Here is a 15,376-nt window from a genome sequence, read left to right on the forward strand (position 1 = left end):
CGTTAGCCAAACCTTTATAAGTTTATAAAATTAAGTGACAACTATAGAGCTGCATCAATTTTATCTGTATATGTTTTTTTAGGTGCTACACCTACTTGCTTATCTACAACTTCACCATTTTTAAATACTAAAACTGTTGGTATATTTCTAACTCCATATTTAGCTGCAAATTCTTGGTTTGCATCTACATCTACTTTACCAACTACTGCTTTACCATCATATTCTGCATGAATTTCATCTACAATTGGCCCTACCATTCTACATGGTCCACACCAAGCTGCCCAAAAATCTACTAATACTGGTTTATCTGATTGTAAAACTACTTCATCAAAAGTAGCGTCTGTTATTTCTAATGCCATTTTATATGTTTTTTGATTGTAATATCATTAATAATGCACAAAAGTAAACATTTATTTTAGGTTGGTTAACTCAAAAAAATTACTTTTTACTATTAATCTATCAATTGAAACTATACAGCAAGTTAAAATAATTCTTTTGCAATAGCCTGAATATTATCACTTTTACCCATAGAGTAATAGTGTAAAACAGGTACACCTGCCTCTAATAATTCTTTAGATTGTTGAATAGCAAACTCAATACCAACTTGCCTAACCTCTTTATTAGACTTGCAAGAATCTACCTCTTTAATTAGTTCTTCTGGAATATCTATTCGAAAGACTTGAGGCAGTAATTGTAAGTGTTTTTTTACTGCAATTGGTTTAATTCCTGGAATAATGGGTATGTTAATTCTCATAGATTTTGCAGCATCTACAAACTCAAAATACTTTTTATTATCAAAAAACATTTGAGTTACAACATAATCTGCACCTGCATCTACTTTTTCTTTTAACCTTTTTAAATCGGTTTGTAAAGAAGGTGCTTCTAAATGTTTTTCAGGATAACCAGCTACTCCAATACAAAAATCAGCACAATTATCAGATTCTATTACATCATGCAAATATTTACCTCTATTTAAATTTTGAATCTGTTCTACTAAATTGATAGCATATTGATGCCCACCTTTTGAGGCTTCAAAATATTTTTGATGACTCATAGCATCACCTCTCAAAGCCATAACATTATCAATCCCTAAATAATGACAATCTACCAACAAATACTCTGTTTCTTCTTTTGTAAAACCACCACACAAAACATGAGGAACAGTATCCACATCATATTTGTGTTTAATAGCTGCACAAATACCTACAGTTCCAGGTCTCATTCTTGTTACTTTTCTATCTAATAAACCGTCTTTTTCTACATAAACATATTCTTCTCTAGATGTAGTTACGTCTATAAATGGTGGTTTAAACTCCATTAGCGGATCTATATTTGCATATAAATCTTCAATGCTTTTTCCTTTTTTTGGTGGAATAATTTCAAATGAGAATAAAGTTTTCTCATTTGCTTTCTTGATGTGTTCTGTTATCTTCATTTCCTGAATTAATTCAGTAATCTAGAAGAAATAAGCAATAAATAATGCAGTTACAGTTAACATTAAAAGTTGTAGAATAAATTTTAATTCTACATTGTATTTTTTCATTTTAATAATTTTCTGCAAAAATCTTACTTCTTCTATTTATGTTTGTTAGTATTAAAAAAAATAATTGTTAAATAATTGTTTTGTTTACTCTGCTAAATTAGGATGCAACCATTTTCTTGCTTTTGTTTTGCTTATGCCCTTTCGATTTGCATAATCTACAAGTTGATCTTCTGTGATTTTACCCAAACCAAAATACTTGGCTTCTTTATTTGCAAAATAGTAACCTGAAACTGCAGCTGCAGGCCACATTGCTTTGCTTTCTGTTAATTTTACATCGATTTTATTTTCTACGTCTAATAAACTCCAAATGGTATCTTTTTCTAAGTGATCTGGACATGCAGGATAACCTGGTGCAGGGCGAATTCCTTTATAACTTTCTTTAATTAAATCATCATTAGATAAGGCTTCATTTGATGCATAACCCCAATGTTTGGTTCTAATTTGTTTGTGTAAATATTCTGCAAATGCTTCTGCAAAACGATCTGCAATGGCCTGAGCCATGATAGCATTATAATCATCATCTTGAGCCTTGTAACTTTCTGCCAATTCTTGTGCTCCAAAAATACCTACACAAAATGCACCTATGTAATCTTGTTTATTGGTTTCAACTGGCGCAATAAAATCGGCCAATGCTAAATTTGGTATACCTTCTCTTTTCTTTAATTGCTGACGTAAAGTTCTAAAAACTGCAATTTCTTTGCCTTTTTTCTGAACTGAAATATCGTCTTCATTTATTGCATTAGCTTCGAACAAACCAAATACAGCTTTAGGTTTTAACAGCTGTTTTGCAATGATTTCTTCAATCATTACTTGTGCTTCTTGAAACAAAACAGTTGCTTGTTCGCCTACTATTTTATCTGATAAAATAGCTGGAAACTTTCCATGTAAATCCCAACTTCTAAAAAACGGACTCCAATCTATAAATGGAACCAAATCTTTTAAACTTAACTGCTCTAGAGTTTGTATCCCTAACTCTTTAGGTTTACTAATTTCAGATGTATTCCAATCAATTTTATATTTGCGTTTACGAGCTTCATTAATAGAGATGTAGGCTTTTTCTTTACCTCGTTTTAGAAACTTGGTTCTAAACTCATCGTAATCCTTTTTTAATTTCGCAACATATGCATTTGCACTATTTTTATTGAGTAAATCACCAACAACAGTAACTGCTCTAGATGCATCGTTTACATGAACCACTGCATTTTTATATTGTGTATCTATTTTAACAGCAGTATGCGCCTTTGATGTTGTTGCACCACCTATTAGTAGAGGCAAATCTAAATTTTGACGCTCCATTTCTTTGGCCAAATAAACCATTTCGTCTAATGAAGGTGTGATTAATCCACTTAAACCAATTGCATCAACTTTTTCGTCAATTGCAGTTTGTATGATTTTTTCAGGAGGAACCATAACTCCTAAATCTACAATTTCATAGTTATTACAACCAAGAACAACACTCACAATATTTTTACCAATATCATGTACATCACCTTTCACTGTTGCCATTAAAATTTTACCTAAAGCTTGTTGTTCTTCTCCTTTTTCTGCTTCAATAAACGGATTTAAATAGGCTACTGCTTTTTTCATTACTCTTGCAGATTTAACTACCTGGGGTAAAAACATTTTTCCAGCACCAAACAAATCGCCTACTACATTCATACCAATCATTAAGTGGCCTTCTATAACTTCTATAGGTGCATTTGCTTCTTGCCTTGCTTGTTCTACATCTTCAATAATAAAAGCATCAATCCCTTTTACTAAAGCATGTGTAATTCTTTCTTGTAGCGGTTTTTCTCTCCAAGATAAATCGACTGTTTTATTTTTGGTGGTTCCTTTTACAGTCTCTGCAAAATCTAATAAGCGCTCTGTAGCATCATCTCTTCTATCTAAAATTACATCTTCTATATGCTCTAATAAATCTTTGGGAATATCATCATAGACTTCTAACATTGCAGGATTTACAATACCCATATTCATACCATTTTGAATGGCATAATACAAGAAAACCGAGTGCATTGCTTCACGAACTGTGTTGTTACCTCTAAATGAAAAAGACACATTTGAAACTCCACCACTTACAGATACATTTTCTAAATTTTCACGCACCCATTTTGTAGCTTCTATAAAATCGATAGCATTTCTTCGATGTTCATCCATACCTGTTGCTACAGGAAAAATATTTAAATCAAAAATGATATCTTCTGATGCAAAACCAACTTTGTTTACTAAAATATGATAAGATCTTTTGGCTATTTCTATGCGTCTATCATAATTATCTGCTTGCCCAACTTCATCAAAAGCCATTACAATTACAGCTGCTCCATAACGTTTAATTTGAGTGGCTTCCCAAATAAATTTTTCTTCACCTTCTTTTAAAGAAATTGAGTTTACGACACATTTACCTTGAACTACCTGTAAACCAGCTTCTATGATTTCCCATTTAGAGCTATCAATCATCATTGGAACTCTACAAATATCTGGTTCTGCAGCAATTAAATTTAGAAAACGAACCATAGCTTCTTTTCCGTCAATCAAACCATCGTCCATATTAATGTCAACAATTTGCGCTCCACCATCTACTTGATGACGTGCAACATCTAAAGCTTCGTCAAATTTTTCTTCTTTAATTAAACGTAAAAATTTACGAGAACCAGCTACATTTGTGCGTTCACCAACATTGATAAAGTTGCTATTCTCATTTAAAATCAGAGGTTCTAAACCCGATAATCGCATGTATTTAGTTTGTTTCACTTTCATTAGTGTACTTTTTCTAAAATTTTACGAGGTTTATATTTGGCAGCAATATTTGCGATAACTCTAATATGTTCTGGTGATGTTCCACAACAGCCACCAATAATATTAATTAAATTTTTCTTTAAATATTCTTCTATTTGTTCTCCCATTTCTTCTGGAGTTTCATCATACTCTCCAAAAGCATTTGGTAAACCTGCATTTGGGTGAGCTGAAATGGCAAATTCTGTTTTGTTGGCAATTGCCTCTAAATGAGGTTGCAACAAATTAGCACCTAGAGCACAATTAAAACCTACTGATAATAATGGAATATGAGAAACAGAAATTAAAAAAGCTTCTGCTGTTTGGCCTGATAAAGTTCTACCTGATGCATCTGTAATTGTACCACTTAGCATTACAGGAATATCCATTTTTCTTTCTTCTTTAACCTGCTCTATTGCAAACAATGCTGCTTTTGCATTTAATGTATCAAAAACAGTTTCTACCAATAAAATGTCTGCACCACCATCTAATAATGCTTCTACTTGTTGTTTATAAGCAACTCTTAATTCATCAAAAGTTACAGCTCTGTAACCAGGATCGTTTACATCTGGAGACATGCTTGCAGTTCTATTTGTTGGCCCAATTGAACCTGCAACAAAACGTGGTTTATTCGGTTCTTTAGCTGTAAATTCTAAAGCAACTTCTTTCGCAATTTTCGCAGATTGATAATTCAATTCGTATACCAAATCTTCCATTTGATAATCAGCCATTGCAATTGTAGTTCCAGAAAAAGTATTGGTTTCTATGATATCTGCACCAGCTTCAAAATACTTGGCATGAATTGTTTTTATTGCTTCTGGTTGGGTTAATGATAACAAATCATTATTTCCTTGCAAAGGTGTTGGGTACTCTTTAAAGCGCTCTCCTCTAAAATCTTCTTCAGTAAATTTATAGGCTTGTAGCATGGTACCCATAGCACCATCTAAAACCAAAATTCTTTCTTGTAAAGCTTTGTAAATATTTGACATATCTAATTATTATATAATATGTCATCAGGAAAAGTGTAATTTCTCTGTTATCTGTCAATAGCTATTTGATAAAATATCGAAATAGATTGTAGAATGTAGCACCTTTCTCATTTCTGAGAGGTTGCCAAAGCTTCACTGGGTCTAATCCCTCTGCCTTTCGTGATAACGTATTAATAAGTTTATGAACTAAATTCGAAACAAAGTAACGAACTTTTTTTCTATTTTTTATGGTTTATTCGTAAATATCTGAAGATAAATATCTATCTCCCCTATCACAAATAATGGCAACCACAACACCTTTGTCTATTGAATTGGCAATTTTAATAGCAGTAGAGACAGAACCTCCACTACTCATTCCAGAAAAAATACCTTCTTCTCTTGCCAAACGAATGGTCATTGCTTTGGCTTCTTCTTCACTTACTTCTAAAACCTGATCTATTTTTTTTGGATTAAAAATAGCTGGTAAATATTCTTTTTTCCATTTTCTAATACCTGGAATTCTTGCTCCATCTTTTGGTTGCGCCCCAATTATAGTAATATCTTCATTTTTTTCTTTAAGAAAATCAGAAACTCCAGTTATGGTACCAGTTGTGCCCATTGCAGAAACAAAATGTGTTACTTTACCTTGAGTATCTCTCCAAATTTCTGGGCCAGTTGTTTTGTAATGTGCCTTTGGATTATCGAAATTATCAAACTGATTTAATCGAAAATAACCCTTTTTATATTTTAAACTTAGTGCATGATCTATTGCACCTTCCATACCTTTATCTGCAGGAGTAAGTATAACTTCTGCACCATAAGCACGCATCGTTTTTACTCTTTCTATCGTTGAGTTTTCTGGCATAGTTATTACCATATTTACCCCTAAAACTTTAGCCATTAAAGCCAATGCAATGCCTGTATTACCACTTGTAGCCTCTACTAAAGTATCTCCTTTTTTAATATTTTTTCTTTTAATAGCCTCAGAAATCATATAATAGGCAGCTCTGTCTTTTACACTACCTCCAGGATTATTACCTTCTAGTTTTAATAAAAGTGTAACACCCTCTTTTTTAAAGATTCTTTGCGCTTCTACTAATGGCGTATTTCCTACAAAATCTATGATACTTTTTGTTTGCATTTTAAATTCTTTTTTGAAAAATATTATTTTCTTTTTGCACTGTAACTACTGAGTTAATAGGTATAGATTCTGTTACACAAACATTTGCCCCAATTACAGAGTTTGCACCTATAATTACATCTCCTCCTAAAATAGTTGCGTTTGCATAAATAATAACATTGTCTTCTATTGTTGGGTGTCTTTTTGTGAATGCCAAGCTCTTTTTTACTTGAATTCCACCTAAGGTAACTCCCTGAAAAATTTGAACATTATTTTTAATGATGGTAGTTTCACCTATTACAATACCTGTTGCATGATCTATAAAGAACGATTCTCCAATTTCTGCTCCTGGATGTATATCTGTACCTGTTGTACTATGAGCAAATTCACTCATCATTCTAGGTAAAATAGGAATATCTAATTTTAGTAATTGATGACTTAGTCTGTACACAGCTATTGCATAAAAACCAGGATATGCCAAGTATATTTCTTCTAAACTTTTAGCAGCTGGATCATTTCTATTTGCAGCCTCTGCATCTAGATCTAACTTTTTACGAATGGCGTTAAATGATTCTTGAAAATCGCTCCAAAGTTTTTCACCATTTTCTACAGCTAGTCTTTCTAAGATCAATAAAAATTTTCTTCGAGTATCTGAACCATTTTCCGAAAGATGATTTTGGTCAAATAAATTGTTTATCAACTGTTTTGTAAAAACTTCAACAGCGTCTCTTAAACACATATTGTAATTCTTAAATTCAACCGATTTTTTATTTTCTATGATTTGTTCTGTCTGCTTCATAAAGGTTTAACTTTCAGGTGCTAATTCTACCTCTAAACCATTTAATTCTGGTGTAATTTGTATTTGACAACCTAATCTGCTGTTATCTTCTACATAAAATGCTTCTGCTAACATTGCATCTTCATCATCTGTCATTTCTGGAAGTTCATGGTCTGACTTCACATAACATTGGCATGAAGCACACATAGCCATTCCACCACAAATACCAATAGTACCTTCTTCTGCTAACTCATAAGAACGAACTACTTCCATTAAATTCATAGACATGTCTGTAGGCGCTACAATATCATGCGTTTTACCTTCTCTGTCTGTAATTTTTATATTGATGTCTTGCATCTCTTTGTCTATTATTGATCTAGTCTACAAATTTACGCAAACCTAACAATATACCCTTATTGAATTGCTTTAATTACTGCTTTTGGTGCTTCTTTCTTAGTACCATCAAAACCTTGTACACCGCCAACTGTAGTATATTTCATTACGTATTTTTTATCAGGAAAGATTCTTTTATAAGCACTTTGACACATCAATGTAGCCTCATGGAAACCACATAAAATTAGTTTTAATTTACCTGGATATGTATTTACATCTCCAATTGCATAAATACCAGGAACATTTGTTTGATAGTCTAAAGCATTATTTACTTTAATAGCATTTTTCTCTATTTCTAAACCCCAATTTGCAATTGATCCTAATTTTGGTGACAAACCAAATAGTGGAATAAAATGGTCTGTATCTATGATAAAGCCATCTTCGCCTTTTTTCTCTACTACAACTCCTGTTACTTTTTCATCACCCAAAATACCTTTAACTTCTGCTGGAGTTATGATATTGATTTTGCCTAAATTCTTTAATTCTTGTGCTTTTTCTACAGAATCTAAAGCACCTCTAAATTCATTTCTTCTATGAATTAAAGTAACTTCTGATGCAACATCAGCTAAGAAAATAGCCCAATCTAAAGCAGAATCTCCACCACCAGAAATGACTACTTTTTTATCACGATATAATTCTGGCTCTTTAATAATATATTCCACACCTTTATCTTCAAACTTAGCTAAATTTTCTATTTGTGGTTTTCTAGGTTCAAAAGACCCTAAACCACCTGCAATTGCAACAACTTTTGCATGATGCTTTGTACCTTTATTAGTGGTAACAATAAAAGAACCATCTTCTTGTTTGTCTATGGTTTCTGCCCTTTCTCCTAATGTAAAACCAGGCTCAAACTGCTTGGTTTGTTCTAAAAGTTTTGCAGTTAAATCTCCTGCTAAAATTTCTGGATAAGCAGGAATATCATAAATGGGTTTCTTAGGATAAATTTCTGAACACTGACCTCCAGGTTGTGGCAAGGCATCAATTAAATGACATTTTAACTTTAATAAACCCGCTTCAAAAATGGTAAACAATCCTGTTGGTCCTGCACCAATTATCAATATATCTGTAGTAATCATTTTTCTTAATTTACTTTTCGCTATTTTAATTTTCAACTAAACTTTTTGTGAATTCGTTTAGCTTTTCAACTTTTTCTTCGAAACCTCCTTTAATGGTTTTTCGATATTTATTTAAATTTTTTACTAAATCGTCTATATTTTCTGGAATTATTTCCTCAAAAAACTGACGCAATCTTTTGGCTGTGGTTGGCGATTTTCCATTGGTAGAAATTGCCACTTTAACATTGCCTTTAGTAACAATTCCACCCATATAAAAATCGCAATAGGGAGGATTATCAGCAACATTTACCAATTTTGATAAGGCTCTACAATCTTTCCAAACTTGTACATTTATTTCTGGAATATCTGTTGTAGCCACAACAATATGTCGTCCTTCTAAATATTTTTTATTGTAGACATCTTCTATTAAAGTTACACATCCTTTCTTTGCTAGCTCTATGGTTCCTTTTCTAAACATAGGAGAAACCATAACAACCTTTGCATCAGGACTAGACTTTAACAAAAATGTCAACTTTTCTTCTGCAACAAAACCACCACCCACAATTAGGAAGTTTAAATTTCTCGCCTTTAAAAAAATTGGGTACAAATTATTTCTTTCCATACCAAGTTTTTAAACAGCTATAGGACTTAGTTGAGCTTGACTTACGCTTTGTAAAATAGCCCTATGATTGACCACTTCACCCAAAACAATAATTGCAGGATTGCTTAGCTTTTTCTCTTGAACAACCTCTAAAATAGTGTCTACTGTACCTATCCCAACTTTTTCTCTAGAAGTTGTACCATCTTGAATTATGGCTACAGGTAAATTATGTTTCCCTTCATTTTTAAACAATTTTACAATTTGAGGCAACTTGCTCATACCCATTAAAACCACCACTGTTGCATTAGATTTTGCTGCTAACTTTACATCGCCTGAAATTTGATGCTCTTTTGTAGTACCAGTAATTACCCAAAAACTTTCTGAACTACCTCTTTTTGTTAAGGGTATATTTTGATAAGCTGGTACTGCTAAAGAAGAAGATATACCAGGCACAACTGCTACTTTAATATTTTCATTTGCAGCAAATTCCATTTCCTCTGCACCTCTGCCAAAAATGAAAGGATCTCCGCCTTTTAAACGTACTACATGACCATGAGATTTTGCTCTAGCTACAATTAAATCATTAATTTGTTCTTGTTGATATTTATAACAACCTAATCTTTTACCTACAAAAATAAGTTCTGCATTCGGATTTACATATGCTAACAAATCAGCATTAACAAGAGCATCATACAAAACAACATCAGCAGATTTTAAAACTTTTATTGCCTTGATTGTTATTAAATCTACATCTCCAGGACCTGCTCCAACCACTGTTAATTTTGGTGTTTTTACCTTCATAATTTTTAATTATTAACCACGGTTTTTGCTACTGATTCTTCTCTAAATAATCTTACTTTTTCTAAAAAAGCTTCAGCATCTTTAATATACTTTTTAGCAAATTCTTCTTTAGGTGCATATTTATTTATTTGATAAATTAAATCAGCAAAAGAACCTTCTAAACTGATTTTGTTTGATGTGATATAATATTCATCAAACTGTTTTATGATATTTGCTTGTGAGTTCGTTTTAATATTTTCTGCCAACAACATTGCTTTTGCTGAATTCACTAAAGAGCTGTAAGCATGATAAATAGAACTAGAATACACAGAGTTTACAAACGACTCTTTTGCTTTGTCTATTTTTTCTTCGCTTTCTAAAAATAGAGTTGCAATTAAATCAATAACAACGCCTGCACATTCTCCAATTCCGATTTCTTTTTTATAAACCTCGTTATTACCCCAATCAATAAAATCTTCTTGAGTTAAATTGCTTGTATCTTGCAGATCATTTAGAAAATTGTAGAAATACTTTTCTCCTTTTTCTTTATAATACTCCACAAATTGTAAACCGTTTGCATTTTTTTCGAAATCGTTAAGAATTCTACGCATTGCTTCTGGGCCTCTTCTACTTGGTACCTTTACTACTTTATCTGCGAAAATTCCTTTCCCATTTCCTAAATTTCCACCTCCTAAAAGCACTTGTAAAGCAGGTGCAACAAGTTTTTCTGGAGTTCTTACAGACATTCCTTGAAAACCAATATTGGCCATATTGTGTTGCCCACAAGCATTCATACAACCACTTATTTTAATTACTAAATCTTGGTTTTCTAAGTATTGTGGATATTCATTGGCAATAACTTTTTCTAGCTCTTCTGCAATTCCTGTGCTACTTGCAATGCCTAAATTACAAGTATCTGTACCTGGACAAGCTGTAATATCTACTGCTTTATTGTAACCAGGTTCTACAAAATCTAGTTTCTGCAATTCTTGATAAAAGAAAGGCACTAATTCTTGTTTTACAAACGGAATTAATATGTTTTGACGCAAAGACAATCTTATTTCTCCTGCTGCATAATTTTCTACTAAATCTGCCAATAATCTTGCCTTATCTGTATAAAAATCACCTAACAAAACCTTAATACCTATGGCAACATAACCTTCTTGTTTTTGCGGAATTAAATTGGTCGATTTCCACAATTCGAAAGCTTTTTCATCTTTAATTATAGCATTAGGCGCATCAACATTTACAGGTTTTGAAACTTCATAAGCATCAGCATCTATTGCTACAGATTTAAATTGAATTGCTTTTTGTTCTTGTAGTATTAAATCTCTAAAGGCATCTAAACCTATATCTTTTAATAAGAATTTCATTCTAGCTTTGGCTCTACTTTTACGTTCTCCATATCTATCAAAAATCCTTAAAACACCCTCCATTAAAGGAATTATTTTATCACTAGCCACAAATTCGTATAACAAATCTGCATGTCTTGGCTGTGAGCCTAATCCTCCACCAATCATCACCTTAAAACCACGAATTCCGTTTTCTATTTTAGCAATAAAACCTAAATCGTGCATATAAGATAAACCAGTATCTTCATCTGACGCAGAAAAAGAAACCTTGAATTTACGGCCCATTTCTTGACAAATTGGGTTTCTTAAAAAGAAACGAAAAAGTGCATCTGCATAGGGAGATACATCAAAAGGTTCGTTTACATCTATACCTGCAGTTTCTGATGCTGTTACATTTCTTACTGTATTACCACAAGCCTCTCTTAAGGTTACATTATCTCTTTCTAGTTCTGCCCATAACTCTGGAGTTCTATTTAAATCTACATAATGAATTTGAATGTCTTGACGAGTTGTAATGTGTAATCTTCCTCTAGAATATTCATCAGAAACACCTGCAATTCTTTTTAATTGATGACTTTTAACTTTACCATAAGGCAATTTTATACGAATCATCTGAACTCCTTGCTGACGCTGACCATACACACCCCTAGCTAAACGTAAACTTCTAAATTTTTCTTCATCAATTTGTAGATTATTAAAAGCTGCAATTTTATCTGCTAACTCAATAATATCTTTTTCTACAACCGGATTTTCTATTTCTGTTCTAAAACTTTGCATGGCACTTTGTTTAAATTGCGAAAGCATGAAAGTTGAAAAGTTGCATTTTTCAACTTTATGCTTTCTTAACTTCCTTTCTTCTTTTTCTTATTTTATAAAACCAACACCAACAGTATTGTTTGTTTTTGGATTGATTAGAATAAAAGATCCATTAGATTTATTCTCTTTATAACTGTCTACCAACAAAGGTTTGCTTAGTTTTAATTGAATATCTCCAATTTGATTTAATTCTAAAGCTGACGGATTTTCTTCAATTCCTGAAAAGTCTGTTTTTATGATGCTTGACAAGTATGTTACTTTGGCTTGCCCATCATTCACACCATGTTTGATGTAGTATTTCTGTGAGGCTTGCAGTGGATCTTTATCCATCCAACAAATAGTAGCATCTAATTGTTTGGTAATGGTTGGTTCTTGTGCAACCTTAACCAACATATCTCCTCTACTTACATTTACATTATCTTCTAATGTAATAGTTACAGAACTGCCACTTTTAGCTTTGGTATATTCTTTATCAAAAAAATGAATGCTTTTAATTTTAGACCTTGTTTTTGATGGCAATACAGTAATTTCTTCTCCTATTTCTAAATCGCCTCCATAAACTTTACCTGCATAACCTCTAAAATCATGATATTCGTTTGTTTTAGGTCTGATAACTGTCTGCACTGGAAAACGAGTTTGAGACTCATCATTTATATCGTGTGTTTCTAAATTCTCTAAGTGATGCATTAATGTTGAACCCTTGTACCAACTCATATTTTCTGAGTGATCTACTACATTATCACCCTTTAAAGCTGATAAAGGAATAAATGTTAAGTTCTGACCTTTATACTCGCTTTTACTAGATAAATATTCAATTTCTCCCTTAATGATATTGTATTTCTCTTCAGAATAATCTACCAAATCCATTTTATTTATGGCAATTACCACATTTTTAATTCTTAATAAATTATTGATAAAAAAGTGTCTGTAAGTTTGCTCTACAACTCCATTTCTTGCATCAATTAAAACTATTGAAACTTGTGCTGTAGAAGCACCTGTAACCATATTTCTGGTATATTCTATATGACCTGGAGTATCTGCAATAATGAAACTTTTACTAGGTGTTGAAAAGTAAATATGAGCTACATCTATGGTAATACCTTGTTCACGTTCTGCAACTAAACCATCTGTGGCCAAAGAAAAATCTAAATAATCAAAACCTCTTTGTTTGCTTTTTTCTTCTATAGCCTCTAATTTATCATCTGTAAGTGATTTTGTGTCGTATAAAATTCTACCTATTAAAGTACTTTTACCATCATCCACACTACCTGCTGTTGCTATTTTTAATACTTTCATTTTATAAGCTGTTCACTAAAAGATTTTGGCTTTTAGCTTAATTTGTAATCGATTTAATTTTCTACTAAAGGCTACTTTTTAAAAATATCCCTGTTGTTTTCTCTTTTCCATTGCAGCCTCTGAACGCTTGTCATCAATTCTTGCACCTCTTTCAGAAATGGAGGAATCTCTAATTTCTTCTACTACCTTCGAAATATCTACTGCTTCAGATAAAACAGCTGCAGTACAACTCATATCACCAACTGTTCTAAAACGTACCATTCTTTCTACCACCTCTTCCTCTTCATCTCTATACACTACTTCATCTGCAGCAGACCAAATCATGCCATCTCTTACAAAAGTTTTGCGTTTATGAGCAAAATAGATAGATGGAATTTCGATATTTTCTTGTTTTATGTAAGACCAAACATCTAACTCTGTCCAGTTAGAAATTGGAAAAACACGTACGTTTTGGCCTAAATCAATTCTACCATTTAACATATCAAAAACCTCTGGTCTTTGATTTTTTTCATCCCATTGTCCGAAATCATCTCTAACAGAAAAAATTCTTTCTTTTGCCCTAGCTTTTTCTTCATCTCTTCTTGCACCACCAATACAGGCATCAAAACCAAATTCTTCTATGGCATCTAATAGCGTTTCTGTTTGCAACATGTTTCTGCTGGCATACCTACCTGATTCTTCTTTTACTCTTCCAGAATCGATATTGTCTTGCACATTTCTAACAATTAATTCTACTCCTAATTCTTTTGCCAATCGATCTCTAAATTCAATCGTTTCAGGAAAATTATGACCTGTATCTATATGTAATAATGGAAAAGGAATTTTTGCTGGATAAAATGCTTTTTGCGCTAAACGCACTAAAGTGATGCTGTCTTTACCTCCAGAAAAAAGTAGCACGGGTTTTTCGAATTGTGCTTGTACTTCTCTAAATATATATATGGCTTCACTTTCTAAAGCGTCTACTTGTATCGTATTTTGATTCATAATCATATTTTTTATATATGTAAACCACATTCTCTATTACTTTCTACTTTGGTTGGGTCGAAATAGGTGAATTCATTAGGTAAATTCTTTTCTACTAAATACGCATCTAATTCTTCATCTGACCAATGGTAAAATGGGCTCACTTTTACAATACCATCTTTGCTTACAGAAACAATATCAATGCTATCTCTAAAAGCAGTTTGTCCTTTTCTGAGATTAGTAAACCAAACATCTGGCTGATGCTCTTTCATAGCTCTAGTAAAAGGTTCAAGTTTAACCTGCTGAGTAAATAAAGCATGTTTTGTATCGTCTATTGAAGGCACCCCTAAAACAACATTTCTATGAGCTGTTGTTTGTTTAGGCGTATACAACTGAATGTTTAAGTTCAATTTTTCTATAATTTCTTCAGCGTGTTTATAGGTTTGAACGGTATTGTAACCAGTGTCACACCAAATGACTTTTATATTTTTTTCTACTTCAGTTACAGCATTTAAAATAGCCACTTCATAAGGCCTAAAATTGGTGGTAATAACTGGTTTTTCTGCAATTGAAATAGCCCAAGCAATAATTTCAGCAGGACTTTTGTCTTGCAAATCTTTATTTATATTATCTAAATCTAGGTTCATTATTTTCCCCATTTAATGGTGTTCCAAATTCTTTCATGAAAAAAATAGAGTATAAGTTTTGTGATAAAATCAATGGATGCTATTGAAGTTGCCAACGCAATTTTACCTGTAAGTATATAAGAAACTATTAATGTATCTAATGTACCAACAACTCTCCAACTCAAAGCTTTTATAACACTTCTTATAGGTTTTTCGGATATTTTATCTTCTTTAAAACCTTTATTTTCTGATTTCTTATTAAGTAAAACTTGGTCTAAAATCATGTATTATTTATTCTATTTTTTATTACCCT

15 protein-coding genes and 1 riboswitch are annotated in these 15,376 nt (G+C 32.2%); all 15 genes read right to left on the minus strand.

All coding sequences use genetic code 11. The features are described 5' to 3' along the window. Positions 1 to 41 precede the first annotated feature (41 nt). The 15 genes from trxA to MED152_RS06160 all read right to left on the minus strand — a co-directional run bounded on the left by trxA (position 42) and on the right by MED152_RS06160 (position 15,347). Complete coding sequence (trxA, locus tag MED152_RS06090; protein ID WP_015480982.1) at positions 42 to 359, minus strand: thioredoxin; 318 nt, start codon at positions 357 to 359, stop codon at positions 42 to 44. Between the two features lie 122 nt (positions 360 to 481). Further along, positions 482 to 1,435 (minus strand): methylenetetrahydrofolate reductase [NAD(P)H], encoded by a 954-nt coding sequence (gene metF / locus MED152_RS06095; protein ID WP_015480983.1) that lies wholly within the window; start codon positions 1,433 to 1,435, stop codon positions 482 to 484. A gap of 192 nt (positions 1,436 to 1,627) precedes the next feature. After that, the gene (gene metH / locus MED152_RS06100) at positions 1,628 to 4,300 is read right to left on the minus strand and encodes a methionine synthase (protein WP_015480984.1); all 2,673 of its coding nucleotides are present in this window, start codon (positions 4,298 to 4,300) and stop codon (positions 1,628 to 1,630) included. After that, positions 4,300 to 5,304: a homocysteine S-methyltransferase family protein gene (locus MED152_RS06105; protein ID WP_015480985.1), complete on the minus strand. Its 1,005-nt coding sequence runs from the start codon at positions 5,302 to 5,304 to the stop codon at positions 4,300 to 4,302. The genes metH and MED152_RS06105 overlap by 1 nt, the downstream gene beginning before the upstream one ends. Positions 5,305 to 5,348: 44 nt before the next feature. Continuing rightward, positions 5,349 to 5,473: riboswitch (SAM riboswitch) on the minus strand. 63 nt (positions 5,474 to 5,536) lie between these two features. Continuing rightward, the gene (gene cysM / locus MED152_RS06110; protein WP_015480986.1) at positions 5,537 to 6,424 is read right to left on the minus strand and encodes a cysteine synthase CysM; all 888 of its coding nucleotides are present in this window, start codon (positions 6,422 to 6,424) and stop codon (positions 5,537 to 5,539) included. A 1-nt stretch (position 6,425) separates the two neighbouring features. Beyond that, on the minus strand, positions 6,426 to 7,202 hold the full coding sequence (epsC, locus tag MED152_RS06115) for a serine O-acetyltransferase EpsC (RefSeq protein ID WP_015480987.1): 777 nt from the start codon (positions 7,200 to 7,202) through the stop codon (positions 6,426 to 6,428). Between the two features lie 6 nt (positions 7,203 to 7,208). Beyond that, positions 7,209 to 7,538 (minus strand): 2Fe-2S iron-sulfur cluster-binding protein, encoded by a 330-nt coding sequence (locus MED152_RS06120; protein WP_015480988.1) that lies wholly within the window; start codon positions 7,536 to 7,538, stop codon positions 7,209 to 7,211. Positions 7,539 to 7,594: 56 nt separating this feature from the next. Continuing rightward, positions 7,595 to 8,650 carry an NAD(P)/FAD-dependent oxidoreductase gene (locus MED152_RS06125; RefSeq protein WP_015480989.1) on the minus strand — a complete coding sequence of 352 codons (1,056 nt, stop codon included), beginning with the start codon at positions 8,648 to 8,650 and terminating at the stop codon, positions 7,595 to 7,597. 25 nt (positions 8,651 to 8,675) lie between these two features. Further along, positions 8,676 to 9,251 (minus strand): bifunctional precorrin-2 dehydrogenase/sirohydrochlorin ferrochelatase, encoded by a 576-nt coding sequence (locus tag MED152_RS06130; RefSeq protein ID WP_015480990.1) that lies wholly within the window; start codon positions 9,249 to 9,251, stop codon positions 8,676 to 8,678. A gap of 9 nt (positions 9,252 to 9,260) precedes the next feature. Beyond that, the gene (cobA, locus tag MED152_RS06135; RefSeq protein WP_015480991.1) at positions 9,261 to 10,031 is read right to left on the minus strand and encodes a uroporphyrinogen-III C-methyltransferase; all 771 of its coding nucleotides are present in this window, start codon (positions 10,029 to 10,031) and stop codon (positions 9,261 to 9,263) included. Positions 10,032 to 10,036: 5 nt separating this feature from the next. After that, complete coding sequence (locus MED152_RS06140; RefSeq protein ID WP_015480992.1) at positions 10,037 to 12,139, minus strand: HEPN domain-containing protein; 2,103 nt, start codon at positions 12,137 to 12,139, stop codon at positions 10,037 to 10,039. An 87-nt stretch (positions 12,140 to 12,226) separates the two neighbouring features. Continuing rightward, complete coding sequence (locus MED152_RS06145) at positions 12,227 to 13,474, minus strand: sulfate adenylyltransferase subunit 1 (protein ID WP_015480993.1); 1,248 nt, start codon at positions 13,472 to 13,474, stop codon at positions 12,227 to 12,229. A 78-nt stretch (positions 13,475 to 13,552) separates the two neighbouring features. Further along, on the minus strand, positions 13,553 to 14,458 hold the full coding sequence (gene cysD / locus MED152_RS06150) for a sulfate adenylyltransferase subunit CysD (protein WP_015480994.1): 906 nt from the start codon (positions 14,456 to 14,458) through the stop codon (positions 13,553 to 13,555). A gap of 11 nt (positions 14,459 to 14,469) precedes the next feature. Next, positions 14,470 to 15,084: a phosphoadenosine phosphosulfate reductase family protein gene (locus MED152_RS06155; RefSeq protein ID WP_015480995.1), complete on the minus strand. Its 615-nt coding sequence runs from the start codon at positions 15,082 to 15,084 to the stop codon at positions 14,470 to 14,472. Beyond that, on the minus strand, positions 15,084 to 15,347 hold the full coding sequence (locus MED152_RS06160; protein ID WP_015480996.1) for a DUF2061 domain-containing protein: 264 nt from the start codon (positions 15,345 to 15,347) through the stop codon (positions 15,084 to 15,086). The genes MED152_RS06155 and MED152_RS06160 overlap by 1 nt, the downstream gene beginning before the upstream one ends. Between the last annotated feature and the right edge of the window lie 29 nt (positions 15,348 to 15,376).

Source organism: Polaribacter sp. MED152, from assembly GCF_000152945.2.
Taxonomy (GTDB): Bacteria; Bacteroidota; Bacteroidia; order Flavobacteriales; family Flavobacteriaceae; genus Polaribacter.

Excerpts from the sequence above, each read along its gene's own strand:
- trxA (WP_015480982.1), bottom strand. The coding sequence starts at position 359 with ATGGCATTAGAAATAACAGACGCTACTTTTGATGAAGTAGTTTTACAA.
- metF (WP_015480983.1), bottom strand. The coding sequence starts at position 1,435 with ATGAAGATAACAGAACACATCAAGAAAGCAAATGAGAAAACTTTATTC.
- metH (WP_015480984.1), bottom strand. The coding sequence starts at position 4,300 with ATGAAAGTGAAACAAACTAAATACATGCGATTATCGGGTTTAGAACCT.
- MED152_RS06105 (WP_015480985.1), bottom strand. The coding sequence starts at position 5,304 with ATGTCAAATATTTACAAAGCTTTACAAGAAAGAATTTTGGTTTTAGAT.
- cysM (WP_015480986.1), bottom strand. The coding sequence starts at position 6,424 with ATGCAAACAAAAAGTATCATAGATTTTGTAGGAAATACGCCATTAGTA.
- epsC (WP_015480987.1), bottom strand. The coding sequence starts at position 7,202 with ATGAAGCAGACAGAACAAATCATAGAAAATAAAAAATCGGTTGAATTT.
- MED152_RS06120 (WP_015480988.1), bottom strand. The coding sequence starts at position 7,538 with ATGCAAGACATCAATATAAAAATTACAGACAGAGAAGGTAAAACGCAT.
- MED152_RS06125 (WP_015480989.1), bottom strand. The coding sequence starts at position 8,650 with ATGATTACTACAGATATATTGATAATTGGTGCAGGACCAACAGGATTG.
- MED152_RS06130 (WP_015480990.1), bottom strand. The coding sequence starts at position 9,251 with ATGGAAAGAAATAATTTGTACCCAATTTTTTTAAAGGCGAGAAATTTA.
- cobA (WP_015480991.1), bottom strand. The coding sequence starts at position 10,031 with ATGAAGGTAAAAACACCAAAATTAACAGTGGTTGGAGCAGGTCCTGGA.
- MED152_RS06140 (WP_015480992.1), bottom strand. The coding sequence starts at position 12,139 with ATGCAAAGTTTTAGAACAGAAATAGAAAATCCGGTTGTAGAAAAAGAT.
- MED152_RS06145 (WP_015480993.1), bottom strand. The coding sequence starts at position 13,474 with ATGAAAGTATTAAAAATAGCAACAGCAGGTAGTGTGGATGATGGTAAA.
- cysD (WP_015480994.1), bottom strand. The coding sequence starts at position 14,458 with ATGAATCAAAATACGATACAAGTAGACGCTTTAGAAAGTGAAGCCATA.
- MED152_RS06155 (WP_015480995.1), bottom strand. The coding sequence starts at position 15,084 with ATGAACCTAGATTTAGATAATATAAATAAAGATTTGCAAGACAAAAGT.
- MED152_RS06160 (WP_015480996.1), bottom strand. The coding sequence starts at position 15,347 with ATGATTTTAGACCAAGTTTTACTTAATAAGAAATCAGAAAATAAAGGT.